We start from the raw sequence: 24844 nt of genomic DNA, 5'->3' as shown, positions 1-24844 counted from the left end.
GGGCGCCGCGCCCGTCAGCCGTCGATGATGTCGTCGTATTCCCCGTGCCTGGCGACCCAGGCCTTCAGGAACGGGCAGCGCACCACCGCCTTGCGCCCGCTCGCCCGGATCAGCTCGAACACGCCCTTGGCGAGCCGCGAGCCGACGCCCTGGCCGGCGAACCGCTCGGGCACCTCGGTATGGATCAGCACCAGCCGGTCGCCATCCCTGCGATAGGCGACGACGGCGGTGCCGCCCTCGAGGGCCAGCTCGAAGCGATCCTGCGCGGGCTTCTCGACGACATCCATTGCATCACTCCTTGGCGGGCGGCTGGGACGGTTGCGGGGCGGGAGCAGGAGCGGAGGCCGGCTCGGCGGGGGCAGGCGCAGGCGGCGGCTCCTTCGCCTCCGCGCGCCAGGGATAGCTCCAGGTCTCCGTCAGGGTCTTGTTGCCGCGCTTCAGGAAGGCGCGCATCTCGGCGAGCTGCCCGGGCTCGCCGGTCACGTCGATGAAGGCGCGGAACCCGTCGATCCGCGGATTGGGCACGAGGAAGGCCCGGTCGACCTTGCCGCGGGTGATCGACGGCACGATCTCGACCTTGTCCGGCTGCTTGAGATGGTAGTCGAGGTCGCCGCCGGCGAAGTCGACGATGAAGCGGCGCGCGCCCTCGGCGACGGCCTCGGCGGAACCGAGCGCCTTCGGCGCGGCCTGATAGGTGTTGACCACCCGCCCGCCGGGGTGGAGATCGCCGGAATCGAGCATCGCCGTCAGCCGGTAGCCGAAGGAGAATTCCTTGCCCGGCTCCAGCGGCGTCTTCGGCGTCCAGAGCGCAACGACATTGTCGTTGCTCTCGTCCGCCGTCGGCATCTCGATCAGCTCGATCACCCCTTCGCCCCAGTCGCCCTGCGGCTCGACCCAGTAGGAGGGGCGGCGCTCATAGGCGAGGTCGAGATCCTGGTAATGGTCGAAATTGCGGTCGCGCTGCATCAGGCCGAAGCCGCGCGGGCCGCGCTCGCCGAAGGAGGACACCGCCTGCTGCTTCGGGTTGCGCAGGGGCCGCCAGAGCCATTCGCCCGAGCCGGAATGGATCATCAGCCCATCGGAATCGTGCAGTTCCGGGCGATAATCCTCGAAGAAGCGCCGGTCGTTCTCGCCGGTGAAGAACATCGAGGTCAGCGGCGCGAGCCCCAGCTTCTCGATCGGCTTGCGCGGGAACAGGGTCGCGGCGACCTCGACCACCGTGTCGACCTCCGGATAGATGGTGAAGCGGTAGGCGCCCGTCAGCGACGGCGAATCGAGCAGCGCGTTGACGACGATGCGCTCGGCCGCCGCCGCCGGCTGCTCGACCCAGAATTCGCGGAAGACCGGGAATTCCTCGCTCCCGGTGCCGGCGCCGATGGCGATCCCGCGCGCCGAGAGCCCGTAGCGCTGCTCGCGCCCGAGCACCCGGAAATAGCTCGCGCCGATGAAGGAGATCAGCTCGTCGAGGACGCGCGGATCGTTGAGCGGATAATGCAGGCGGAAACCGGCGAAGCCGAGATTGACCGGCAGCGGCTTCTCGAACCTGACCTTGCCGTAGTCGAACAGGTTGGCGGCGTAGGGCACCGGCGTCGGCACGCCGTCGCGCACAACATTGACCGTGATCGGCCGGGTGAACAGGAAGCCGGGATGGAACATCTGCATCCGGAAGGGCGAGCCGTTCTGCGCGAGCAGCGCCCGGTCCGGCCGGAAGCGGATGTCGCGCCAGGAATCGTAGTCGAGCCGGGCGAGCGGCTCCGGCAGGGCGGCCGGCGGCTCATAGGCCACCGCGGCGACCTCGCGCGCCCGGCGCTGCACATCCTCGAAGCCGAAGCGGGGCTGCGGCGGCGTCTGGGGCGGCGGCGGATTCGGATTCTGCGGCTGCTGGGCCAGCAGGATCGACGGCGCGGCGGAAAGGCTCAGCGCGGCGGAAAGCCCGGCCAGGACTCGGCGGCGGTCCAGCATCGTCATCTTATGTCCGTCTTCTCGTCGCCTGCTGCGACAAACATGCGTTGCCCCAGCGACTTAAGGCCATGAAATGAGGCCCGTCTAGGGCAGCCCGATTGACAATGCATGAAGATGCGGCATCCTGCCGCCCGGCCGGATGCGGCCAGCCGCTCGCGCCCTCGGGGCTAGGTGAACGCATCCCTTCAAGTCCCTGTCCTGATCCCGATCGTTTCGTGGACGGATATCGGCAAGGCGAGCCCCCGATCCCACCCGTCCGCACGAGAAGGATCGAGACGATGCGAAGCTTCCGCGACGCGAAACTCATGGCCCGGAGCCTGCGCGAGGCAATGGCCGCCCGGCAGGTGCCGCTCTCCCATGCCGAAACCCTGGAGATCGTGGCGCGGCAATTGGGCTGCCGCGACTGGAACGTGCTGGCCGCGCGAATCGGCGAGGACGTCCCGCCCGCCCCGCCGGACGAGGCGGTCAGGCTCCGGCAGGGCATCCCGATCCTGCGGATCTTCGACGAGGCCAAGGCGAAGCAGTTCTATCTCGACTTCCTCGGCTTCCGCATGGACTGGGACCACCGCTTCGCGCCGGACCTGCCGCTCTACATGCAGGTCTCCCGCTCGGGCCTCGTGCTCCATCTCTCCGAGCATCACGGCGACGCCAGCCCCGGCTCGACCGTCTTCGTCTGGATGGAAGGCATCGACGCCCTCCATGCCGAGCTGATCGCCAAACGCTACACCTATTCCCGGCCGGGCATCGAGGAGGACGGGCCGGGCGGCCGGACGCTGCAGGTTCCCGACCCTTTCGGCAACCGCATCCGCTTCTGCGAGAAGCGCGACTAGGCCGCTCCCGTTTGTGCCGGAATCACACCGTCATTCCGGGGCGCCGCGCAGCGGCGAGCCCGGAACCCATGAACACGACAGCGATCGACATGCGCCGGCCCGAAGGGTTTCTCGTCCGATCCGATGTGCATGGGTTCCGGGCTCTTCGCTGACGCGAAGCCCGGAATGACGGCGCGGTTCCCGACCATCCCTTAACCCATAGCCGGCGAAGGGTTTTCGCCCGTTTTTCGTTCGCGGAATCCCGCGGATCGGCCCTGCAAAAAAATCGGACCCGGGCGCGCAAAAAACTCTTGTGGTCGCGCCCGGCCATCCGTATATCGCGGTCACCCAATTCGCACGTGCCTGTGGCCGCGTGCCGGTCGGTGGGCATCCGGACAAGAGGCCGGACAGCCGCCAGGGGTCGGAAGACGGATGGAGGGGATGGATATCCCTCGAATCACGCTTCCCGGTTCTCGCAAGGGAACCGCTCCCCGACACAGACCGGCAGCCGGAGGCAAAACCGGCGAACCCCGCATCTCCACGGGGGACGCAGCTTAAAGCAACGACGGAGCGGGCTTTTTTGGTCTCGTTGGCTTTCCAAAGGCCAACACCGAAGAGGCTTGTCCTTCATTGCCGGCCGTGCGGGGTCTTCCCCAATCGAACGGTGTTTCGGGTCCGGACGTTTCGTCCGCTGTCGCAGGCGTCTCCAAAGCGCCGCGCGAACGCGACGTTTCTTCCGGCGATACATCGCATCGACGCCGCTTGCGTCGTAGGGGAGTCGCGCCGATGACCGAGCGCATCCGTGAGTTTCTTCGGGCCCGACGCGAGGACGGCCCCTGCGTCGTCATCGACCTCGATGTCGTGCGCGACAACTACCAGGCCTTCTCCCGCGCCCTGCCCGACACCCGCGTCTTCTACGCGGTGAAGGCGAACCCGGCGCCGGAGGTGCTTGCCCTTCTGGCCAAGCTCGGCTCCTGCTTCGACTGCGCCTCGGTCGTCGAGATCGAGCTCGCGCTCGCGGCCGGCGCCACCGCCGACCGCATCTCCTTCGGCAACACCATCAAGAAGGAGCGCGACGTCGTGCGCGCCATGGAGATCGGCGTGCGCCTCTTCGCCGTCGACTGCGTGGCCGAGGTCGAGAAGGTCGCCCGCGCCGCCGAGAAGACCGGCGCCCGGGACGCGCGCATCTTCTGCCGCATCCTCTGCGACGGTGCCGGCGCCGACTGGCCGCTCTCGCGCAAGTTCGGCTGCGTGCCCGAAATGGCCGCGGACGTGCTCGAGCACGGCCATCGCCTCGGCCTGCAGGCCTATGGCATCTCGTTCCATGTCGGCTCGCAGCAGGCCAATGTGAACGCCTGGGATTCGGCCCTGGCCTCGGCCTCGGCGATCTTCAAGGAATGCGCCACCCGCGGTCTCTCGCTGTCGATGGTCAATCTCGGCGGCGGCTTCCCGGCGCGCTACCTGAAGCCGATTCCGGGCGTGCCGTCCTATGGCGACGCGATCTTCCGGGCGCTGTCGAAGCATTTCGGCAACCGTCTGCCCGAGACGATCATCGAGCCGGGCCGCGGCATGGTCGGCGAGGCGGGGCTGATCGAGGCGGAGGTCGTGCTGATCTCGAAGAAGGCCGAGGCGGACGAAGTCCGCTGGGTCTATCTCGACATCGGCAAGTTCAACGGCCTGGCCGAGACCATGGACGAGGCGATCCGCTACCCGATCCGCACCCTGCGCGACGGCGATGCGACCGTGCCTTGCGTGCTCGCCGGCCCGACCTGCGATTCGGTCGACGTCCTGTACGAGAAGACCCCGTACATGCTGCCCTTCTCGCTGGAGATCGGCGACAAGGTGCTGATCGAGGGCACGGGCGCCTATACGACGACCTATTCGGCCGTCGCCTTCAACGGCTTCCCGCCGCTGAAGCAATACGTCATCTGACGTTGGAGGGAACGCGAGTTCCCTCCTGACCAATCGGGTCCGGCGAAGCGCCCTGTCGGAAACGGCGGGCTGCCCGGGAAATCGGGCGGAGCGTCCGCGTCTCCAGAACAGAGCGCGCGGGCGTGGCTCCCGCCGGACCCTCTTCCCACATCCCCGATTGCTTGTGGCCGCCCTCGGGCGGCGCCGGGAAGGCCCGTGAGAATGGGCGCTCCGGCAGGAGGTGCGTCATGATCACGATCCGCGACGAGATCGCCAGCGACATTCCCGCCCGCGAGGCGCTGCTCGACCGCTGCCTCGGCGAGCGCCGCACCGCCAAGTCGAGCGAGCGCCTGCGCGAAGGCCGCCTGCCGGCCGAAGGGCTGGCGCTGACGGCGGAGCGCGACGGCGAGGTCGTCGGCACGGTCCGCCTCTGGCATGTCGCCGCCGGCGGCGTGCCGGCGCTGCTGCTCGGCCCGCTCGCGGTCAAGCCCGAATTGCAGGGCGAGGGGCTCGGCAAGGCGCTGATGCGCGAGGCGCTCTGGCGCGCCGCCTGCCGCGGCCACGGCGCCGTCCTTCTGGTCGGCGACGCGCCCTATTATGCCCGCTTCGGCTTCGACGCCGGGCTGACGCGCGACCTCGCCATGCCCGGCCCGGTCGAGCGCGGGCGCTTCCTCGCCGTCGCCCTGCGCGCGGGCGCGCTCGACGGCGCCAGCGGCGTGCTGGTCGCGACCGGCACGGTCCTTCCCACGGTCACCGCATCCGAGCCGGTGGCCCAGGCCGCCTGACCCTTTCGTTCCGCCGTCATCGCGCCGTCATCGCCGGGCGCCTTCCATGTGCCGGCCACATGGAAGGCTCTCGTCGCGATTGACGGCGCAAAGGCGCGCCCATACGAGCTTTTCCACCTTTTTGTTCCCGGAACCCAGGAGTTTGGAAGAATGACGAATTGGCCCGTCTACGGCGAGATCACCGGCCCGGTCGTGATGATCGGTTTCGGCTCGATCGGCCGCGGCACGCTGCCTCTGCTCGAGCGGCACTTCAAGTTCGACAAGAGCCGTTTCGTCGTCATCGCTCCGGACGATACCAACCGCCATCTGCTCGACGAGCGCGGCATCCGCTTCATTCAGAAAGCGCTGACGCCGGCGAATTACAAGGAGATCCTGGAGCCGCTGCTGACCGCCGGCGGCGGCCAGGGTTTCTGCGTGAACCTGTCCTGCGACACCGGCTCGCGCGACCTGATGGAATTCGCCTCCAGCCTCGGCGCGCTCTATATCGACACCGTCAACGAGCCCTGGCTCGGCTTCTATTTCGACGACAGCAAGGGCCCGGCCGAGCGCTCGAACTACGCGCTGCGCGAGATGACGCTCGCCGCCAAGCGGGCGCGGCCGGCCGGCACGCCCACCGCGGTCTCCTGCTGTGGCGCCAATCCCGGCATGGTCTCCTCGCTGGTGAAGCGGGCGCTGATGAACATCGCCGCCGATATGCGCCTCAACGCGCCGGAGCCGACCAGCCGCGAGGAATGGGCCGGGCTGATGCAGCGCGTCGGCGTCAAGGGCATCCACATCGCCGAGCGCGACACGCAGCGCTCGAAGAACCCGAAGCCGCCGGGCGTCTTCGTCAACACCTGGTCGGTCGAGGGCTTCATCGCCGAAGCGGTGCAGCCCTCCGAGCTCGGCTGGGGCACGCATGAGAAGTGGCTGCCGGCGAACGCCCATGGCCACGAGACCGGCTCGCAGGCGGCGATCTACCTGATGCAGGCCGGCGCCGAGACCAAGGTCCGGAGCTGGTGCCCGACGCCCGGCGCCCAGTACGGCTTCCTGGTGACGCATAACGAGTCGATCTCGATCGCCGACTACTTCACCGTCCGCGACGAGACCGGCAAGGTTGTCTACCGGCCGACCTGCCACTACGCCTATCACCCGCCGAACGACGCCGTGCTCTCGCTGCACGAGATGTTCGGCAATGCCGGCCGGCCCCAGACGGAGCACCACATCCTCGAGGAGGACGAGATCGTCGACGGCATCGACGAGCTCGGCGTGCTGCTCTACGGCCATGAGAAGGGCGCCTACTGGTTCGGCTCGCAGCTCTCGATCGAGGAGGCCCGCGCGCTCGCGCCCTACCAGACCGCGACCGGCCTGCAGGTGACCTCCTCGGTGCTCGCCGGCATGGTCTGGGCTTTGGAGAACCCGCGCGCCGGCATCGTCGAGGTCGAGGAGCTCGACCACAACCGCCTGCTCGCGATCCAGCAGCCCTATCTCGGCCCGGTGAAGGGCTACTATACCGACTGGACGCCGCTCGACGGCCGCCCGGGACTGTTCCCGGAGGATATCGACGAAAGCGACCCCTGGCAGTTCCGGAATATCCTGGTTCGCTGAAGCGCGTCATATGAAGGGTGTCATCCCGCATCTGCGCAGCAGCACTTCGTGCTGCGGCGCGCGCGGGATGCCCCCTTACGATCGACGGACGACCCTCACCCCCGCCAGCAGCCAAGCACCGGCCAGGAAGAACAGGATCAGCACGGCCAGCCCGGCCCGCTGGCTCGCGAAGGCGCTCGTCGCCAGCGCGACCAGCGTCGGCCCCATGAAGGAGGTGACCTTGCCCGACAGGGCGAACAGCCCGAAGAACTCGCCGATGCGCCCCTCCGGCGCGAGCCGCGCCATCAGGCTGCGCGAGGCCGCCTGGAGCGGGCCGGCGACGAGGCCGATCAGCAGGCCGAGCCCGAGATAGACCTTCTCGGGCAGCGAGTCGTAGAGTCCGCCGCCGGGGACGGAAGGCGCGGCCGGGACGACGAAGAGAATGTGGTCGGCTCCGAGCGAGAGGATGCCGAGGCAGGCGACGAGCAGGCAGGCGATCGCGCCCAGGATGACCGGCTTGCCGCCGATGCGGTCGTCGAGCTTGCCGCCGAGCCAGGCGCCGAGCGTGCCGGTGACGGTAAGCAGGATGCCGAACACGCCGAGCTCGATGGTCTGCCAGCCGAAGACGCCGGCCGCATAGATGCCGCCGAAGGCGAAGAGCGCGACCAGCGCATCCTGATAGATCATGTTGGCGAGCAGGAAGCGCCCGAGCGCGGGCAGCTTCGGCAGCTCCGCCAGCGTCGCCCTGAGCCGGCCGACGCCGCCCTGCGCCGCCTCGGCGAGCCTCAGCCCGGTCGGCGGCGAATCCGGCGTCAGCAGGAACATCGGCGTGACGAAGACGACGAACCACAGCGCCGTCAGCGGCCCCGAGAAACGATCGCCCTCGCGCGCCGCCGCATCGAGCCCGAGGATCGGCGCCATTCCCGCCAGCGTCTTGCCGGTCTGCGGATCGGCGGCGAGCAGGCCGAGCGTGATCGCCAGCGAGAGCAGGCCGCCGAGATAGCCCACCGCCCAGCCCGTGCCCGAGAGCCAGCCCAGCCGCTCCGGCGGCACGAGGCGCGTCATCATCGCATTGTTGAAGGTCGTCGCGAACTCGGCGCCCACCGTCGCCAGGACGAAGCCGGCGAGCGCGACCGACACCGCCCAGGGCGAGCCGGGCACCGCGAACCAGAGCATCGCCGAGCCGATCACCAATAGCGCCCCGAAGGCCGCGATCCACGGCTTGCGCGGCCCGGTCCGGTCGGCGATGCCGCCGAGCAGCGGCGAGAGCAGCGCGATGCACAGGCCCGCGAGCCCGGTCGCATAGCCCCACAGCGCCTGCCCCTGCGCCGCGTCGCCGGCGAGAGCGGAGGCGAAGAACGGGGCGAAGACGAAGGTGGTGATCAGGGTGAAGAAGGGCTGCGTCGACCAGTCGAAGAGGATCCAGGCCGCGACCGCGCGGCGCGGCGGCCAGGCGGCCGAAGGCGCGGCCCCGGCCGGCGCGCAAGGGGATGCGGCGGCAGTCACTGCAGGGTGGTGTCCGGATCGCCGCCGCCGCGCGCCAGCTCGATCTCGGTGATCGCGACCAGGACCGCGGCCCGCTCCCGCAGGCTCTCCGCCTCGAGCAGCGCCTGCTTCTCGCGCGGCCCGAAGGGGCACATCATCGCCAGCGCATTGACCAGCGCCTCGTTCGGCGCCTCGTTCACGCCCTTCCAGTCGATCTTGAGGTCGTTGACCTTGGCGAAATCCCGCAGCGCCCGCAGCAGCCCGTCGCGATCGACCTCCTCCTCCCCGGCCCGCGCGACGAAATCGCGGGCGAAGGGCGCGTAATCCACCCGGGCCTGGCGGTAGGGCGTCGCCACGGAGAGTTCCTCGGCGACGCGGAAGCGGCTGATCCCGGTCAGGGTGACGATGTAGCGGTCGTCGCCGGTCTCGGCGAACTGGGTGATCCGGCCGAGGCAGCCGACCTTGAGCAGTGGCGGGATCTCGGGGCTGCGCCCGTCATCCGGGACGGGCTGGATCATGCCGATGACGCGGTCGCCCCGGATCGCGTCGTCGATCATCGCCAGATAGCGCGGCTCGAAGATGTTGAGCGGCATCTGCCCGCGCGGCAGCAGCAGCGCGCCGGTCAAAGGGAAGAGCGGAATCACCTGCGGGCAATCCCCGGCCCCTTTGTACACGGCGTTCATGCTCATCCGCAGCTCCTCCCGCGTCAGGAAAACAGCAGGGTCGACAGTTTCCGGCGCCCGGCCACGCTCGCCTCGTCCATCGGGCCCCAGGCCTCGAAGAACTGCAGCAACTGCTTGCGGGCGCCGTCCTCGTTCCAGGTCCTGTCGGCCCTGATGATGGCGATCAGATGGTCGACCGCCTCGTCGCGCCTGTCCCTGGCGTTCAGCGCCAGCGCCAGGTCGAAGCGAGCCTGGTGATCCTTCGGGTCGGCGGCGACCTTCGCCTCCAGCTCCGCCGTGTCGCCGAGCGAGGCGGCCTGCTCGGCGAGCTCGATCGCGGCGCGCACGGCCGCGATCGCCGGGTCGCCCGCCTTGTCCTGCGGCGCCATGGCGAGGATGCCCTTGGCACCCTCGACGTCGCCGGTGTCGAGATGCAGCCGGGACAGCCCGGCGATGGCGGCGAGGTTGTCCGGCTCCATCTGGAGCACATGGGCGTAGAGCTCGCTCGCGCCGGCAGCGTCGCCCGCCGCGATGGCCTCCTGCGCCGCCGCGACCAGCGCTTCGGCCTCGCCCGGCCCGACCGGCCCGACGAGGCGCTCGATGAAGGCCTTCACCTGGCTCTCGGGCTGCGCGCCCATGAAGCCGTCGATCGGCTGGCCCTGCTTGAAGGCGATCACGGCGGGAATCGACTGGATGCCGAGCTGGCCGGGGATCTGCGGGTGCTCGTCGATGTTCATCTTGACGAGCTTGACCTTGCCGCCGGCCGCCTTGACCGCCTTCTCGATGACGGGGGTGAGCTGCTTGCAGGGGCCGCACCAGGGCGCCCAGAAATCGACCAGCACCGGCTGCTGCATCGATTCGGAAACGACGTCCTGGCGGAAGCCCTGGGTGGTGGTGTCCTTGATCAGGCCGGATTGCCCGGCCGCCTCGCCATTGACCAGCATGGGTCGCCCTTCGTGATGCCGTCGTTCCGGATCCCGGGCCTGCGCCGACCCGTTCGGAACCCTGTGTCTGCGTCCTTGGCCCGCCGCGGCAGGCCGCCATCATAGATGGGGAGCTTTAGCCGTTCTGTCCATCGGGCGGCACCGGCAAATCCACGATCAGCGGCTCGTGCCCGGTGGCGCGCAGGAAGGCGATGAGGTCGTCGCGCGCCAGGCGCAGCGTCGCGGTATTGACCAGCGGGTGGAAATTCACCTCCTCGCCGGTCGTCAGCGCCGCGTCGAGCACCATGGTGACGGCCCGTTCGCGATCGTTGATCACGGCGAAGGCCGTGACGGAGCCGGGCGTCACACCGAGCTTCTCCAGCAGCAGCTCGGCCGAGCCGAAGGAGAGCCGGCCGCTGGCGCCGATCGTCTCGTGCAGGCGCTTCAGGTCGATGCGGGCATCCGACCGGGCCGAGACCAGGAAGAGCCTGCCCTTCTTGTCCTTGAGGAACAGGTTCTTGGTCTGCAGCCCCGTCATCGCCGCGCGATGCGGCGCGGTCTCGGCCACCGTGAACACGGCCGGATGATCGGTCCGGTGAAAGGCGATGCCGCTCGCGGCAAGGCGCGCGCAGAGTTCCTCCGGAGTGAGAGGGGCGATGCGGGGCGGAGCGCTCATGACGGATTCGGACAGACCAGGCGGCGCGGGAACAGGCGGATGCGGGCAGCGGCCCTCGCCGCGCCTGCGACGGCCCGATGCGCCACCGGACCGGATCCTGCTCTAGATCATCGGCGCAAAAAACGAAACGCCGCGCCCCGTCGGCGGAGACAGTCTTGGTAGGTGCGCCGCCACGGCGATCCGGGTCTCGGCCAGTTCCGCCGCGGTTCCGCTGACAGGAGAAGGGCGTCCGCCAGGGCTTTATCGACAGGCGGCAAAAAACTTTGCGCAGACGCTTGCGCTTCGCAACGCTTTGAGGCAATAACCCGACCGCGCCGCCACGGCGCGACTGTCTCGGATGCGGGTGTAGCTCAGGGGTAGAGCACAACCTTGCCAAGGTTGGGGTCGAGGGTTCGAATCCCTTCGCCCGCTCCAGACAATCTCAAGGCTTGAGAGGCACGCAAGCGTCGGATCTTCCGGCGCTTTTTGCTTTTCGGCCGCGGTCGCTCCAGGACACTGCCGAGAGGCGCCATCTCGCGGACCCAGTTCGGCTCTCGCAACGATCGCGCGGTTCCGGGCGAGATCGCGTTTTCCCGGCTGACACGCCCGGCATCGCGACAACCCTCTCGACAACCCTGCCGAAAGCGGCTTTGTCCTCTCCCGCCCGAGCCCCCCACCGGATATCCGATATGCTGAAGCTGAACGACACCTCCCTGCTGAAAGCGCAATGCCTCATCGACGGCGGCTGGACCGGCGATGGCGTCGATGCGGTCGAGAATCCGGCGACGGGCGCGGTATTGGCCAAGGTGCCGCGCTTCGGCGAAGCCGAGACGACCGCCGCCGTCGAGGCCGCGGCGCGCGCCTTCAAGCCCTGGGCGAGGAAGAGCGCCAAGGAGCGCTCGCAGATCCTGCGCAAATGGTTCGGGCTGATCATGGCCAACCAGGAGGACCTGGCCCAGATCATGACGGCCGAGCAGGGCAAGCCGCTGGCGGAAGCGCGCGGCGAGGTCGCTTACGCCGCGTCCTTCGTCGAGTTCTATGCCGAGGAAGCCAAGCGCATCTATGGCGAGACCATTCCCTCGCCCTTCCCCGATTCCCGCATCATCGTCCAGAAGCAGCCGGTCGGCGTCTGCGCCGCGATCACGCCCTGGAACTTCCCGGCCGCGATGATCACCCGCAAATGCGCGCCGGGCCTGGCCGCCGGCTGCACCTTCGTGGTCAAGCCCGCGCCGGACACCCCGCTGACCGCGCTGGCGCTGATGGAGCTCTCGGTCCGCGCCGGCTTCCCCGAGGGCGTGCTCAACATCGTCACCGGCGACGCGGTCGCGATCGGCAAGGTCATGACCTCGCATCCGGCGGTGCGCTTCATCGGCTTCACCGGCTCGACGCCGGTCGGCAAGCTCCTGATGCAGCAGGCCGCCTCGACCGTGAAGAAGGTCGGGCTCGAGCTCGGCGGCAACGCGCCCTTCATCGTCTTCGACGACGCCGATCTCGATGCCGCCGTGCAGGGCGCGATCGCGGCGAAGTTCCGCAATATGGGCCAGACCTGCGTCTGCACCAACCGGCTCCTCGTCCAGGACGGCATCCACGACGCCTTCGTCGAGAAGTTCGCCGCGGAGGTCGCCCGCCTCAAGGTCGGCAACGGCATCGAGGTCGGCGTCGTGCAGGGGCCGCTGATCAACGCGCGCGCGGTCGAGAAGGTCGAGCGCCACGTCGCCGATGCGGTGGCCAACGGTGCGAAGGTGGTGGTCGGCGGCCAGCGCCACGCGCTCGGCCGCAGCTTCTACGAGCCGACCGTGCTGGCGGGCGTGACGACCAAGATGCTGGTGACGCGCGAGGAGACCTTCGGGCCGATCGCGCCGGTCTATCGCTTCACCAGCGAGGACGAGGTGGTCGCCATGGCGAACGACACGCCCTTCGGCCTCGCGGCCTATTTCTACACGAAGGATCTCGGCCGCGCCTTCCGCGTCGCCGAAGAGCTGGAATACGGCATGGTCGGCATCAACGCGGCCATTCTCGGCACCGAGGTCGCGCCCTTCGGCGGCGTCAAGGAATCGGGCCTCGGCCGCGAGGGCTCGCTCCACGGCATCGAGGAGTTCGTCGAGATCAAGTACATGCTGATGGGCGGCCTCGGCCGGTAAGCCCGACGAAGCCGGAGGCAGCCGCCCTTGGCGGCGGCCGCCTCGCGGTTGCGTTCCCGCGCGTTTTTCTGCGAGTCGGTGCTACCTCCCGATCGCGCTCGACCCTGAAAACAGCGAGCCGGGCGCATCGCCTTGGCGGTTCCGGCGGCATGGGCATCGCCGCGCGGCGCGGCAGCCAAATCTGCCCAAAACAGCAGCAATTGCGTCCGCACGCTCCATGTAGGTCAGAAAATAGGCAATATCCGCATGGCGATCCGCAGCCGGCGCTGCGTCAGAGCTTTCGACGCCGCGGCGGAGCCCTGAAAACCGCCGTCCTGGCGGCGGGAGCGCGCCTGCGCGCGCGGTTGGCACATCGCTTGCGAAGCATGGTTCACGGGCCTTGAGGCACGTCGGCGTCAAGGGGGCGCCGTCAGCAACCTTCCTTCGGGAGATGGCCGTGAACAGCAACCGTCGCGAATTCCTCGGCACCGCTCTGGCCGGCGCCGCTTTCCTCGGCTCTTCCTGGCGACCTGCGGCGGCGCAGCAGGAGACCATCAAGATCGGCATCCTTCATTCGCTTTCGGGGACGATGGCGATCTCCGAGACGACGCTGAAGGACGTCATGCTCATGCTCGTGGAGGAGCAGAACAAGAAGGGCGGCGTGCTCGGCAGGAAGCTCGAGGCCGTGGTCGTCGACCCCGCCTCGAACTGGCCGCTCTTCGCCGAGAAGGCGCGCGAGCTGATCACCAAGGACAAGGTCGCGGCCTGCTTCGGCTGCTGGACCTCGGTGTCGCGCAAATCGGTGCTGCCGGTCTTCAAGGAACTCGACAACATCCTGTTCTATCCCGTCCAGTACGAGGGCGAGGAGAGCGAGCGCAACGTCTTCTACACCGGCGCCGCGCCGAACCAGCAGGCCATCCCCGCCGTCGACTATCTCGCCAAGGAGGAGAAGGTCGAGCGCTGGGTGCTGGCCGGCACCGACTACGTCTATCCGCGCACGACCAACAAGATCCTCGAAGCCTATCTCAAGTCCAAGGGCGTGAAGCCCGACGACATCATGATCAACTACACGCCCTTCGGCCACTCCGACTGGCAGACCATCGTCTCTGACATCAAGAAGTTCGGCTCGGCCGGCAAGAAAACCGCCGTGGTCTCGACCATCAACGGCGACGCCAACGTGCCGTTCTACAAGGAGCTCGGCAACCAGGGGATCAAGGCGACCGACATTCCGGTCGTCGCCTTCTCGGTCGGCGAGGAGGAGCTCGCCGGCATCGACACCAAGCCGCTGGTCGGCCACCTCGCCGCCTGGAACTATTTCGAGTCGATCGACACGCCCGAGAACAAGGCCTTCATCAAGCAGTGGCAGGCCTTCACCAAGAACCCGAAGCGCGTCACCAACGACCCGATGGAGGCGCATTACATCGGCTTCAACATGTGGGTGAAGGCGGTCGAGAAGGCGAAGTCCACCGATCCGGACAAGGTCATCGACGCCCTGCCCGGCATCGAGGCGCCGAACCTCACCGGCGGCACCTCGAAGATGCTGCCCAACCACCACATCACCAAGCCGGTCTTCATCGGCGAGATCAAGGATGACGGCCAGTTCGACGTGGTCTGGAAGACGGACGGCCTCGTCGCCGGCGATGCCTGGTCGAAGGAACTCGAAGGCTCCAGGGACCTGATCGGCGACTGGGTCGACAAGAAATGCGGCAACTTCAACGTCAAGACCAACAAATGCGGCGGCGGCGCATGAGGTCATGAGGGGAAGGGGCGGCACGGGAAACATCCCGGCCGCTCCTCGTTTTTCGCTGCCCGAGAAGCGGCCATTCATTCGAGCCCTCGTCCTGAGGAGCGAGCAAGGCTCGCGTCTCGTCAGGATGAGGGCTGGAGCCAAGCCCAGCCGTGAAGCGGACCGATTTGATGTCCTTCTTTTATCGCCTGCTGCATCTGGGAGTGATCCTCGTCGCGCTGGTCGCGGCCTCGGTCGCCTCCTTCGCGCAGAATGCCGACGAGGCGTTCCGGCGCCTCGCCGCCGACAGCTATTCCGACACGACGCGGGCGGTCGAAATCCTCGTCGCGAGCGCCCATCCCAACGCCGGGCTGATGGTCGAGGCGCTGGGCGACGGGAGGCTGCTCGCGGGGCCGGGCGGCGTCGTGGTGAAGACGGCCGCCGGCGGTCTCGTCGATGCCCGCACCGGCCAGACGCTGGCCGCCGCGCCGGAGGGGCTGAAGGCGGTGCGCCTCAACAACTCCGTTCGGCGCGCCGTGCAGGCGGCGCTCGGCGGCTTGAGCCTCCTCAATCCCGATCCGGGCAAGCGCGCCGCGGCGGCCGAGGCGGTCTTCAAGTCGCGCGACGCCGGCCTGCTGCCGATCGTCGAGACCGCGATCGGCAAGGAGAGCGACCCGCGCGCCCTCGCCGCGCTGCGTCAGGCGCAGGCCGCGATCCTGGTCGCCAAGCCCGATGCCCAGCCGCTCGACCGGCTGGCCGCCATCGACGTGCTGCGCGAGCGCGGCGACCAGGAGGCGCTGGCGACGCTGCGCGCGCTCTCCGGCGAAGCGACACCGGCCCTGAGGGATGCGCAGGCCAAGGCGATCTCCGCCATCGAAGGCCGCCTGCGGCTCTGGGATATCGCGCAGAACCTCTGGTACGGGCTCTCGCTCGGCTCGGTGCTGCTGCTCGCCGCGATCGGGCTTGCCATCACCTTCGGCGTGATGGGCGTCATCAACATGGCCCATGGCGAGATGGTGATGCTCGGCGCCTATACCACCTTCGTCGTGCAGGAGGCGATCCGCGCCAACGCGCCCTGGCTGTTCGACTGGTCGCTGGCGATCGCGTTGCCGGCGGCTTTCATCGTTTCCGGCGCGGTCGGCATCGCCATCGAGCGCGGCGTCATCCGCTTCCTCTATGGCCGCCCGCTGGAGACGCTGCTCGCGACCTGGGGCATCAGCCTGATCCTGCAACAGACGGTACGCACCGCCTTCGGCCCGACCAACCGCGAGGTCGGCGCGCCCGCCTTCATGTCCGGCGCCTTCGATCTCGGCGGTCTGGCGATCACCTATAACCGCCTCTGGATCATCGTCTTCACGGCGCTGGTCTTCCTCGCGCTGCTGGCGATCCTGAAGCTGACGCCGATGGGCCTGCAGATGCGCGCCGTCACCCAGAACCGGCGCATGGCCTCAGCCATGGGCATCCGCACCGGCCGCATCGACGCGCTGACCTTCGGGCTGGGTTCGGGCGTGGCGGGGCTCGCCGGGGTCGCGCTCTCGCAGATCGACAATGTCAGCCCCAATCTCGGCCAGAGCTACATCATCGACTCGTTCATGGTCGTGGTCTTCGGCGGCGTCGGCAATCTCTGGGGCACGCTGGTCGGCGCCATGACGCTCGGCGTCGCCAACAAGCTGCTGGAGCCCTATGCCGGCGCCGTGCTCGGCAAGATCGCGCTGCTCGTCTGCATCATCCTCTTCATCCAGAAGCGCCCGCGCGGCCTGTTCGCGCTCAAGGGCCGGGCGGTGGAAGCATGATCGCCCGCTTCTTCCTCCAGAACATGGACCGACGCGGTGGCATCTTCCTCGCCATCGTGCTGGCCTTGGCTCTTCTGGTGCCGCTCTCCAACCTGCTGATGCCGGCAGGCTCGGCCTTCCATGTCCCGACTTCGACCATGTCGCTCTGGGGCAAGTATCTCTGCTACGCGCTGCTGGCGATCTCGCTCGATCTGGTCTGGGGCTATTGCGGCATATTGAGCCTCGGCCACGGCGCCTTCTTCGCGCTCGGCGGCTATGCCATGGGCATGTACCTGATGCGCCAGATCGGCTCGCGTGGCGTCTATGGCAATCCGGTCCTGCCCGATTTCATGGTCTTCCTGAACTGGCAGGAGCTGCCCTGGTACTGGTACGGCTTCTCCTCCTTTCCCTTCGCCATGCTGATGGTGCTGGCCGTGCCGGGGCTGCTCGCCTTCATCTTCGGCTGGTTTGCCTTCCGCTCGCGCGTCACCGGCGTCTATCTCTCGATCATCACCCAGGCGCTGACTTATGCGCTGCTGCTCGCCTTCTTCCGCAACGATATGGGCTTCGGCGGCAATAACGGGCTGACCGATTTCAAGGACATCCTCGGCTTCGAGGTCCAGGCGCAGGGCACGCGCGCGGCTCTGTTTTCGATGACCTGCGTGATGCTCGCCGCCGGCTTCCTGATCGCGCGCGGCATCGTCGTCTCGAAGCTCGGCAAGGTGGTGATCGCGATCCGCGATGCCGAATCGCGGATCCGCTTCCTCGGCTACCGGGTCGACCGCTTCAAGCTCTTCGTCTTCACCGTCTCGGCCTGCATGGCGGGGATTGCGGGCGCGCTCTACGTGCCGCAGGTCGGCATCATCAATCCCAGCGAGTTCGCCCCGGCCAATTCGATCGAGACCGTGATCTGGGTCGCGGTCGGCGGGCGCGGCACGCTGGTCGGTGCCGCGCTGGGGGCGGTCGTCGTCAACTGGGCCAAGACCGTCTTCACCTCCGGCTTCATGGCGCCGTATTGGCTGTTCGCGCTGGGCGGGCTCTTCGTCGTCGTCACCCTCTTCCTGCCCAAGGGCATTTTGGGCACGGCCGAGGCGCTGTGGGCGCGCCGCCGCAGGCCAGCCAGCGCCCCGGCCGCCGAGCCGGCCCCGGCTGAGTGACGCGATGAACGCTCCCGTGCCCGGCGCGTTGACCTCCTCGCTGCTCTATCTCGACGGCGTCAGCGTTTCCTTCGACGGCTTCAAGGCGATCCGCGGCCTGTCGCTGACCATCGCGCCCGGCGAGATGCGCGCCATCATCGGCCCCAACGGCGCCGGCAAGACCACGATGATGGACATCATCACTGGCAAGACGAAGCCCGATCTCGGCACGGTGATGTTCGCCGGCACGGTTGACCTGACCCGGCTCGACGAGGCGGCGATCGCCAATCTCGGCATCGGCCGCAAGTTCCAGAAGCCGACCGTCTTCGACTTCCACAGCATCGAGGACAACATCCTGCTGGCGCTGAAATCGAAGCGTACGGTCGGCAGGACGCTGTTCTGGAAGACGGAAAGCGCGCAGCAGAAGCGCATCGACGAGATCCTCGGCATCGTGAAGCTCGCCGACAGGCGCGACCGGCTCGCGGGCTCGCTCTCGCACGGGCAGAAGCAATGGCTCGAGATCGGCATGCTGCTGGCGCAGGACCCGAAGCTCCTGCTCGTCGACGAGCCCGCCGCCGGCATGACCGATGGCGAGACGGCGCAGACGGCGGTCCTGCTCAAGGAGATCGCGCAGGATCATTCGGTGATCGTGGTCGAGCACGACATGGGCTTCATCCGCGAGCTCGGCGTGAAGGTCACGGTGCTGCACGAGGGCTCGGTGCTGGCGGAAGGCCCGCTCGACCAGGTCAGCGCCAATGAGCGGGTCGTCGAAGTGTATCTGGGGCGGTGAGGATGGCTGCGTCTCGCCCCTCGGTTCTCCTCCGCCGTCATCCCGGACAAGCCGCCCTCGGGTCCGACCTTCGGTCGGCCCAAGGACAGGCTCCGCGGCGCCGATCCGGGATCCATGCCGGAACGCATCCGAAAGAAGTTCAGGCATGGATCCCGGGTCTGCGCTGCGCTTCGCCCGGGATGACCCGCACCTTTTCCCGCAAGGTCATGGCGGAGGTGACTTCATGCTGACCGTCGACACCATCGACCTGCATTACGGCGCCGCCCGGGCGCTGCGCCATGTCTCGCTTCACGCCGAGACCGGCAAGGTGACCTGCGTGATGGGCCGCAACGGCGTCGGCAAGACCTCGCTGATGCGCGCCATCGTCGGGCATCAGCCGATCTCGTCAGGCCATATCCGCCTCGATGGCGAAGACATCTCCGGCCTGCGCAGCGAGGACCGTGCGCGGGCCGGCATCGCCTATGTGCCGCAGGGGCGGGAGATCTTCCCGCTGCTGACGGTGAAGGAGAATCTGGAGACCGGCTTCGCGCCGCTGAAGCGCCGCGAGCGCTTCGTCCCGGATGAGCTCTTCGACCTCTTCCCCGTGCTGAAGACCATGCTGGGCCGGCGCGGCGGAGACCTCTCGGGAGGCCAGCAGCAGCAGCTCGCGATCGCGCGGGCGCTGGTCACCCGACCCAGGCTGCTGGTGCTGGACGAGCCGACCGAGGGCATTCAGCCCTCGATCATCAAGGATATCGGCCGCGCCATCGACTATCTGCGCCAGAAGGGCGGCATGGCGATCGTGCTGGTCGAGCAGTATTTCGATTTCGCCCGCGAACTCGCCGATACGATGTTCGTGATGGATCGCGGCGAGGTCGTGCTGTCGGGGCCGATGAACGAACTCGACGGCGCGCAGGTCCAGCGCTTGATTCAGGTCTAGATGCAGCGTCTTCTGCAAGCCCCGCTGCCTGGAAAACGGCCCTGACGATGCTGGCGATCGACCATCTCCAGAATCCAACGCCGACACGGATGCAGCGCGCCCACGGGCAGGCGCGCGTCTCCTTCCGCTCGCGCGACGGCCGGACCGGCCTCGACCGCCTGTTCCAGGAAGGCTGCGCCAAGCTACGCTTCCCCCGGCCGCTCGGAGCCGACGATCCCCAGGCGATTCTCATCAACACCGCCGGCGGGCTGACCGGGGGAGACCGCTTCGGCGCGGAGGTCGAGCTTGCGGCAGGGACCCGGGCCTGCCTCACCACGCAAGCCTGCGAGCGCATCTATCGCTCGACCGGCGCCGACGCCGTCGTGACCAACCGCCTGCGGCTCGCGGCCGGGGCGCGGCTGGACTGGCTGCCGCAGGAAACGATCCTCTTCGACGGCGGCAGGCTGTCCCGTCGTCTCGATGTCGATCTCGAAGGCGATGCCGAGCTGGTCGCGGTCGAGGCCGTGCTGTTCGGCCGGCAGGCGATGGGCGAGACGCTGCGCAGCGGCCATTTGCACGATCGCTGGCGCATCCGGCGCGGCGGACGCCTGCTCTTCGCCGACGATCTGCGCGTCGAGGGGGATATCGCCGCGCGCCTTGCTCCGCAGGCGGCGCTGGCCGGCCATCATGCCATGGCGACGGTGCTGTTCGCCGGGGCGGCACCGGAGCGCTTTCTGGATCAGGCCCGCTCGATCATCGGCCCGGCCGGCGGCGCCAGCGCCTGGAACGGCAAGTTTCTCGCGCGGCTGGTCGCGGAGACCGGGCTCGCGCTCAGGCGGCGGCTGGAGCCGCTGCTCACCTTGCTCATGGGCGGCCGGGCGCTGCCCAAGGTCTGGCAACTCTAGGATGGCCCGATGAACCTGACACCGCGCGAGAAGGACAAGCTCCTGATCTCCATGGCGGCCATGGTCGCCCGGCGCCGGCTCGAGCGCGGGGTGAAGCTCAACCACCCCGAGGCCATCGCCCTGATCGCGGATTTCGTCGTCGAGGGCGCGCGCGACGGCCGCAGCGTCGCGGAATTGATGGAAGCCGGCGCCCATGTCGTGACCCGCGCGCAGGTCATGCAGGGCGTCGCCGAGATGATCCACGACGTCCAGGTCGAAGCCACTTTCCCGGACGGCACCAAGCTCGTCACCGTCCACGAACCGATCCGTTGAACCTGCCGATCCGTTGAGAACCCGAGCCGGAGGCCGCCATGAAGAGACTGTCGATCGCCCTGATTCTGAGCGTCGGAGCCGCGAGCCCGGCCTTCGCCCATCTCAACCCGGCGGAGCACGGCTCGTTTGCCGCCGGCTTCTCGCATCCGCTCTTCGGTGCGGACCATATCCTGGCGATGGTCGGCGTCGGCCTCTGGGCCTTCCTCGTCGGCGGACGCGCCGTCTGGGCGATCCCGCTCGCCTTCGTCGCCACGATGATGCTGGGCTTCGGCGCGGCGCTCGCGGGCGTCTCGCTGCCCTTCGTCGAGCCGGTGATCGCGGCTTCGGTCGTCGTGCTCGGCCTGCTGGCGCTGGTCGCCTTGCAGGTGCCGACGCCGGTCGGCATGGCCATGGTCGGCTTCTTCGCGCTGTTCCACGGCTATGCCCATGGCGGCGAGATGGGCGCGGCGACGAGCCTGCCCTTCATGGTCGGCTTCGCGCTCGCCACGGCCTTGCTGCATGCGGTCGGCGTCGGCATCGGCGTCGCCGGGAATGCGCTCTCGCATCGCGGGCGGATCGCGGCGCGCATCGCCGGCGGGCTGACCGCGCTCGGCGGGCTCTGGCTGGTCGCGGGAGCCTGAGGCCATGATCCCCGGAGAGGTTTTCCCGGCTGCCGGGGATATCGTCCTCAATGAGGGGGCGGAGCCGGTCACGCTGCTGGTCGCCAATACCGGCGACCGGCCGATCCAGGTCGGCTCGCATTACCACTTCTTCGAGACCAATGCGGCGCTCGACTTCGACCGCGCGCAGGCGCGCGGCATGCGGCTCGACATCGCCGCCGGCACGGCCGTGCGCTTCGAGCCCGGCCAGCAGCGCGAGGTCCGCCTCGCGCCGTTCGGTGGCGGGCGCGCCGTCTACGGCTTCCAGCAGAAGGTGATGGGAAAACTCTGATGCCGGCCACGCTCTCCCATGCCGCTTACGCGCAGATGTACGGGCCGACGGTCGGCGACCGGGTCCGTCTCGCCGATACGGACCTGATCATCGAGGTCGAGAAGGATTTCACCCGCTATGGCGAGGAGGTGAAGTTCGGCGGCGGCAAGGTCATCCGCGACGGCATGGGCCAGAGCCAGGCGAGCCGGGCCGAGGGCGCGGTCGACACCGTCATCACCAATGCGCTGATCGTCGACCATTGGGGGATCGTGAAGGCCGATATCGGCCTGAAGGACGGGCTGATCGTCGCCATCGGCAAGGCCGGCAACCCGGATACGCAACCCGGTGTCACCATCGTCATCGGACCCGGCACCGAAGCGATCGCCGGCGAGGGCAGGATCCTCACCGCCGGCGGCATCGACGCCCATATCCATTTCATCTGCCCGCAGCAGATCGAGGAGGCGCTGATGTCCGGCGTCACCACCATGCTCGGCGGCGGCACCGGCCCGGCCCATGGCACGCTGGCGACGACCTGCACGCCCGGCCCCTGGCATCTGGCCCGCATGATCCAGTCCTTCGACGCCTTTCCGATCAATCTCGGCCTTTCCGGCAAAGGCAACGCCTCGAAGCCGGCCGCGCTCGTCGAGATGATCGAGGGCGGCGCCTGCGCGCTCAAGCTCCATGAGGACTGGGGCACGACGCCGGCGGCGATCGACAACTGCCTCAGCGTCGCCGACGATCATGACGTCCAGGTGATGATCCACACCGATACGCTGAACGAGAGCGGCTTCGTCGAGGACACGGTCGCGGCCTTCAAGGGCCGCACCATCCACGCCTTCCACACGGAAGGCGCAGGCGGCGGCCATGCGCCGGACATCATCAAGGTCTGTGGCTTGAGCAACGTCATCCCCTCCTCGACCAACCCGACCCGGCCCTATACGCAAAACACCATCGCCGAGCATCTCGACATGCTGATGGTCTGCCATCACCTGTCGCCCTCGATCCCGGAGGACATCGCCTTCGCCGAGAGCCGTATCCGCAAGGAAACGATCGCGGCCGAGGACATCCTGCACGATATCGGCGCCTTCTCGATCATCTCCTCCGACAGCCAGGCCATGGGCCGCGTCGGCGAGGTGCCGATCCGGACCTGGCAGACCGCCCACAAGATGAAGCTCCAGCGCGGACGCCTGGCGGACGAGACCGGCGACAACGACAATCTGCGCGTGCGCCGCTACATCGCGAAATACACGATCAACCCCGCCATCGCGCAGGGGCTGTCGAAGCATGTCGGCTCGGTCGAAATCGGCAAGCGCGCCGATCTCGTGCTCTGGAACCCGGCCTTCTTCGGCGTGAAGCCGGAAATGGTGCTGGTCGGCGGCATGATCGCGGCGGCGCCGATGGGAGACCCCAACGCCTCGATCCCGACGCCTCAGCCGATGCATTATCGGCCGATGTTCGGCGCCTATGGCCGCGCGCCGGCCGCCTCTTCCGTCACCTTCGTCAGCCAGGCCGCCATTGCCAACGGGCTGAAGGACAGGCTCGGCGTCGCCAAGGGCATGGTCGCGGTCGAGAACACGCGCGGCGGCATCTCCAAGGCCTCAATGATCCTCAACGACGCCACGCCGCGGATGGAGGTCGATCCCGAGACCTATGAGGTGCGCGCCGATGGCGAGCTCCTGACCTGCGAACCCGCGACCGTGCTGCCGATGGCGCAGCGCTATTTCCTGTTCTGAGGCCGCCATGCTCCGCGCCGTTTCCCACAGCCATGGCGGAGGCGAAGAGCCTGCCGGCACGATCAGGCTCGACCATGCTGCTCGCCATCTGCGCCGCAAGCGCGTCACCACGGATCAAGGCGAGGAGGTGATGGTCGACCTGCCGGAGGCCGTTCTCTTCGCCGATGGCGATCGGCTCGTGCTGGAGGATGGTCGCAGCATCGCCATCGTCGCGGCCGAGGAAGAGCTTTACGAGGTGCTGCCGGGAACCTGCCCGCTGCGCCATCTCGCCTGGCATCTCGGCAATCGCCACCTGCCGGCGCAGATCGACGAGGGCCGTATCCTGATCCAGCGCGACCACGTCATCCGGGCGATGCTGGAGGGGCTCGGCGCTTCCGTGCGCGAGGTCGTGGCTCGCTTCCAGCCTGTGCATGGCGCCTATCACGCTCATGGACACGCGCATGGTCACGATCACCACCACCATCATGACTGAGACCGCCACGCTCGCCCGGCTGATGACATGGCTGTCCCCGGCCTTTCCGGTCGGAGCCTTCGCCTACAGCCATGGGCTGGAGCGGGCGATCCATGACGGGTTGATCCGGGATCGCGCGAGCCTGACCGCATGGCTCGAAACCCTGCTGGAGCAAGGCTCCGCCTGGAACGATGCGGTGCTGCTGACCGAGGCCTGGCGCCGCGCGACCGTGGGCGAGAGCATCGGTGCCGTCGCGGAGCTTGCCGAAGCCATGTCCGGCTCGCGCGAGCGCCATATGGAGACGACACTGCAAGGCGCTGCCTTCGCTGATGCCATGGCCGCCTGGAGCGGCGAGCCGTCGCGGGGCGGGGAGGGGGCTGTCGCCTATCCGGTCGCCGTCGGCGCGGCTGCCGCCCGCCACGGCGTCGGGCTCGACGATGCGCTCGTCGCCTATCTCCACGCCTTCGCCGCGAATCTCGTCCAGGCTTGCGTCCGCCTCGTCCCGCTCGGCCAGCGCGACGGGGTGGCGACGCTCGCCGCGCTGGAGCCGGTCGTCCTGCGCAGCGCCCGGCGCGCCGCCGGCTCGACGCTCGACGATCTCGGCGCCTGCACGATCCGCGCCGACATCCTGTCGATGAACCACGAAACGCAGTATTCGAGGATCTTTCGCTCGTGAACTCCCCCCATGGCCCGCTCCGTGTCGGCATCGGCGGCCCGGTCGGCGTCGGCAAGACGACCCTCACCGAAAAGCTCTGCAAGGCGATGCGGGACCGCTATTCGGTCGCGGTCGTCACCAACGACATCTTCACCAGGGAGGACGAGCTGATCCTCAACCGGCTCCAGGCCTTGCCGGAGGAGCGCATCATCGGCGTCGAGACCGGCGGCTGCCCGCATACCGCGATCCGCGAGGACGCCTCGATCAACCTCGCCGCCATCGCCGAGATGCGCCGGCGCTTTCCCGATCTCGATGTGGTCTTCATCGAATCCGGAGGCGACAACCTGGCCGCGACCTTCTCGCCCGATCTCGCCGACCTCACGCTCTACGTCATCGACGTCGCCGGCGGCGAGAAGATCCCGCGCAAGGGCGGGCCCGGCATCACCCGCTCGGATCTGCTGGTCGTCAACAAGATCGACCTGGCGCCCTATGTCGGCGCCGATCTCGAGGTGATGCGGGCGGACACCGAGAAGCAGCGCGCCGGAAGGCCCTTCGTCTTCGCCGATCTGAACCGCCTCACCGGAGTGGACGAGATCGTCGCCTTCATCGAAAGGCATGGCGGCCTCCTGCCGCGATCCCGGGCCGGTTGAGCGAGCCGGCTCGTGCAGGCGCGTTTCGC

Annotated in this window: 24 protein-coding genes and 1 tRNA gene; 19 read left to right on the top strand and 6 right to left on the bottom strand. The window is 68.4% G+C overall.

What is annotated here, in order from left to right:
* Positions 1–14: 14 nt before the first annotated feature.
* Together ACWH43_RS00760 and ACWH43_RS00755 are read right to left on the bottom strand one after the other, a co-directional pair.
* Complete coding sequence (locus ACWH43_RS00760) at positions 15–287, bottom strand: GNAT family N-acetyltransferase (protein WP_158446835.1); 273 nt, start codon at positions 285–287, stop codon at positions 15–17.
* Positions 288–291: 4 nt separating this feature from the next.
* Complete coding sequence (locus tag ACWH43_RS00755) at positions 292–1968, bottom strand: glucan biosynthesis protein (RefSeq protein WP_158446834.1); 1677 nt, start codon at positions 1966–1968, stop codon at positions 292–294.
* A gap of 272 nt (positions 1969–2240) precedes the next feature.
* On the opposite strand from ACWH43_RS00755, the gene ACWH43_RS00750 reads away from it, so the two are divergent.
* The 4 genes from ACWH43_RS00750 (at position 2241) to ACWH43_RS00735 (ending at position 7054) form a co-directional block, all read left to right on the top strand.
* A complete protein-coding gene (locus tag ACWH43_RS00750) occupies positions 2241–2792 on the top strand; it encodes a glyoxalase superfamily protein (RefSeq protein WP_158446833.1) in 552 nt (183 codons plus the stop codon).
* A gap of 765 nt (positions 2793–3557) precedes the next feature.
* Positions 3558–4703, top strand: a complete 1146-nt coding sequence (locus ACWH43_RS00745) for a type III PLP-dependent enzyme (protein ID WP_158446832.1) — start codon at positions 3558–3560, stop codon at positions 4701–4703.
* 227 nt (positions 4704–4930) lie between these two features.
* Positions 4931–5467, top strand: a complete 537-nt coding sequence (locus ACWH43_RS00740; protein ID WP_158448156.1) for a GNAT family N-acetyltransferase — start codon at positions 4931–4933, stop codon at positions 5465–5467.
* A 150-nt stretch (positions 5468–5617) separates the two neighbouring features.
* The gene (locus tag ACWH43_RS00735) at positions 5618–7054 is read left to right on the top strand and encodes a homospermidine synthase (protein ID WP_158444830.1); all 1437 of its coding nucleotides are present in this window, start codon (positions 5618–5620) and stop codon (positions 7052–7054) included.
* Positions 7055–7129: 75 nt separating this feature from the next.
* Here the strand turns inward: ACWH43_RS00735 and ACWH43_RS00730 are convergent, their stop codons facing one another.
* The 4 genes from ACWH43_RS00730 to ACWH43_RS00715 form a co-directional block, all read right to left on the bottom strand.
* Entirely contained in the window at positions 7130–8539 is a 1410-nt protein-coding gene (locus ACWH43_RS00730; protein WP_158444829.1) for an MFS transporter, read from the bottom strand.
* Complete coding sequence (locus ACWH43_RS00725) at positions 8536–9207, bottom strand: LON peptidase substrate-binding domain-containing protein (protein WP_158444828.1); 672 nt, start codon at positions 9205–9207, stop codon at positions 8536–8538. Before ACWH43_RS00725 ends, ACWH43_RS00730 begins: the two co-directional genes overlap by 4 nt.
* 17 nt (positions 9208–9224) lie before the next feature.
* Complete coding sequence (trxA, locus tag ACWH43_RS00720; protein WP_158444827.1) at positions 9225–10124, bottom strand: thioredoxin; 900 nt, start codon at positions 10122–10124, stop codon at positions 9225–9227.
* Between the two features lie 115 nt (positions 10125–10239).
* Complete coding sequence (locus tag ACWH43_RS00715; protein ID WP_158444826.1) at positions 10240–10779, bottom strand: prolyl-tRNA synthetase associated domain-containing protein; 540 nt, start codon at positions 10777–10779, stop codon at positions 10240–10242.
* 339 nt (positions 10780–11118) lie between these two features.
* Here ACWH43_RS00715 and ACWH43_RS00710 point away from each other — a divergent pair.
* The 15 genes from ACWH43_RS00710 to ureG all read left to right on the top strand — a co-directional run bounded on the left by ACWH43_RS00710 (position 11119) and on the right by ureG (position 24815).
* Positions 11119–11193 (top strand) — tRNA-Gly (locus ACWH43_RS00710).
* Between the two features lie 254 nt (positions 11194–11447).
* Positions 11448–12899: an NAD-dependent succinate-semialdehyde dehydrogenase gene (locus tag ACWH43_RS00705; protein WP_158444825.1), complete on the top strand. Its 1452-nt coding sequence runs from the start codon at positions 11448–11450 to the stop codon at positions 12897–12899.
* 430 nt (positions 12900–13329) lie between these two features.
* A complete protein-coding gene (gene urtA / locus ACWH43_RS00700; RefSeq protein WP_158444824.1) occupies positions 13330–14628 on the top strand; it encodes an urea ABC transporter substrate-binding protein in 1299 nt (432 codons plus the stop codon).
* Positions 14629–14795: 167 nt separating this feature from the next.
* Positions 14796–16397 carry an urea ABC transporter permease subunit UrtB gene (gene urtB, locus ACWH43_RS00695; RefSeq protein WP_158444823.1) on the top strand — a complete coding sequence of 534 codons (1602 nt, stop codon included), beginning with the start codon at positions 14796–14798 and terminating at the stop codon, positions 16395–16397.
* Complete coding sequence (urtC, locus tag ACWH43_RS00690; RefSeq protein WP_158444822.1) at positions 16394–17533, top strand: urea ABC transporter permease subunit UrtC; 1140 nt, start codon at positions 16394–16396, stop codon at positions 17531–17533. Before urtB ends, urtC begins: the two co-directional genes overlap by 4 nt.
* A gap of 4 nt (positions 17534–17537) precedes the next feature.
* Positions 17538–18302 carry an urea ABC transporter ATP-binding protein UrtD gene (urtD, locus tag ACWH43_RS00685; protein ID WP_158444821.1) on the top strand — a complete coding sequence of 255 codons (765 nt, stop codon included), beginning with the start codon at positions 17538–17540 and terminating at the stop codon, positions 18300–18302.
* Between the two features lie 223 nt (positions 18303–18525).
* Positions 18526–19221 carry an urea ABC transporter ATP-binding subunit UrtE gene (gene urtE, locus ACWH43_RS00680; RefSeq protein ID WP_158444820.1) on the top strand — a complete coding sequence of 232 codons (696 nt, stop codon included), beginning with the start codon at positions 18526–18528 and terminating at the stop codon, positions 19219–19221.
* Between the two features lie 47 nt (positions 19222–19268).
* A complete protein-coding gene (locus tag ACWH43_RS00675; protein ID WP_158444819.1) occupies positions 19269–20105 on the top strand; it encodes an urease accessory protein UreD in 837 nt (278 codons plus the stop codon).
* Positions 20106–20114: 9 nt separating this feature from the next.
* Entirely contained in the window at positions 20115–20417 is a 303-nt protein-coding gene (locus tag ACWH43_RS00670; RefSeq protein ID WP_158444818.1) for an urease subunit gamma, read from the top strand.
* 38 nt (positions 20418–20455) lie between these two features.
* A complete protein-coding gene (locus ACWH43_RS00665; protein WP_158444817.1) occupies positions 20456–21037 on the top strand; it encodes a HupE/UreJ family protein in 582 nt (193 codons plus the stop codon).
* A gap of 4 nt (positions 21038–21041) precedes the next feature.
* Positions 21042–21347, top strand: coding sequence for an urease subunit beta (locus ACWH43_RS00660; protein ID WP_158444816.1), 306 nt, complete (start codon positions 21042–21044; stop codon positions 21345–21347).
* Entirely contained in the window at positions 21347–23059 is a 1713-nt protein-coding gene (ureC, locus tag ACWH43_RS00655) for an urease subunit alpha (RefSeq protein ID WP_158444815.1), read from the top strand. The genes ACWH43_RS00660 and ureC overlap by 1 nt, the downstream gene beginning before the upstream one ends.
* A gap of 7 nt (positions 23060–23066) precedes the next feature.
* Complete coding sequence (locus ACWH43_RS00650; protein ID WP_158444814.1) at positions 23067–23531, top strand: urease accessory protein UreE; 465 nt, start codon at positions 23067–23069, stop codon at positions 23529–23531.
* Positions 23488–24186 carry an urease accessory protein UreF gene (locus tag ACWH43_RS00645; protein WP_158444813.1) on the top strand — a complete coding sequence of 233 codons (699 nt, stop codon included), beginning with the start codon at positions 23488–23490 and terminating at the stop codon, positions 24184–24186. Before ACWH43_RS00650 ends, ACWH43_RS00645 begins: the two co-directional genes overlap by 44 nt.
* A complete protein-coding gene (gene ureG / locus ACWH43_RS00640; RefSeq protein WP_158444812.1) occupies positions 24183–24815 on the top strand; it encodes an urease accessory protein UreG in 633 nt (210 codons plus the stop codon). The genes ACWH43_RS00645 and ureG overlap by 4 nt, the downstream gene beginning before the upstream one ends.
* Positions 24816–24844 lie beyond the last annotated feature (29 nt).

This window comes from Allobosea minatitlanensis (assembly GCF_964020775.1).
The sequence above is the reverse complement of the archived record's forward strand: the minus strand, read 5'-3'. Positions and strand labels throughout refer to the sequence as shown.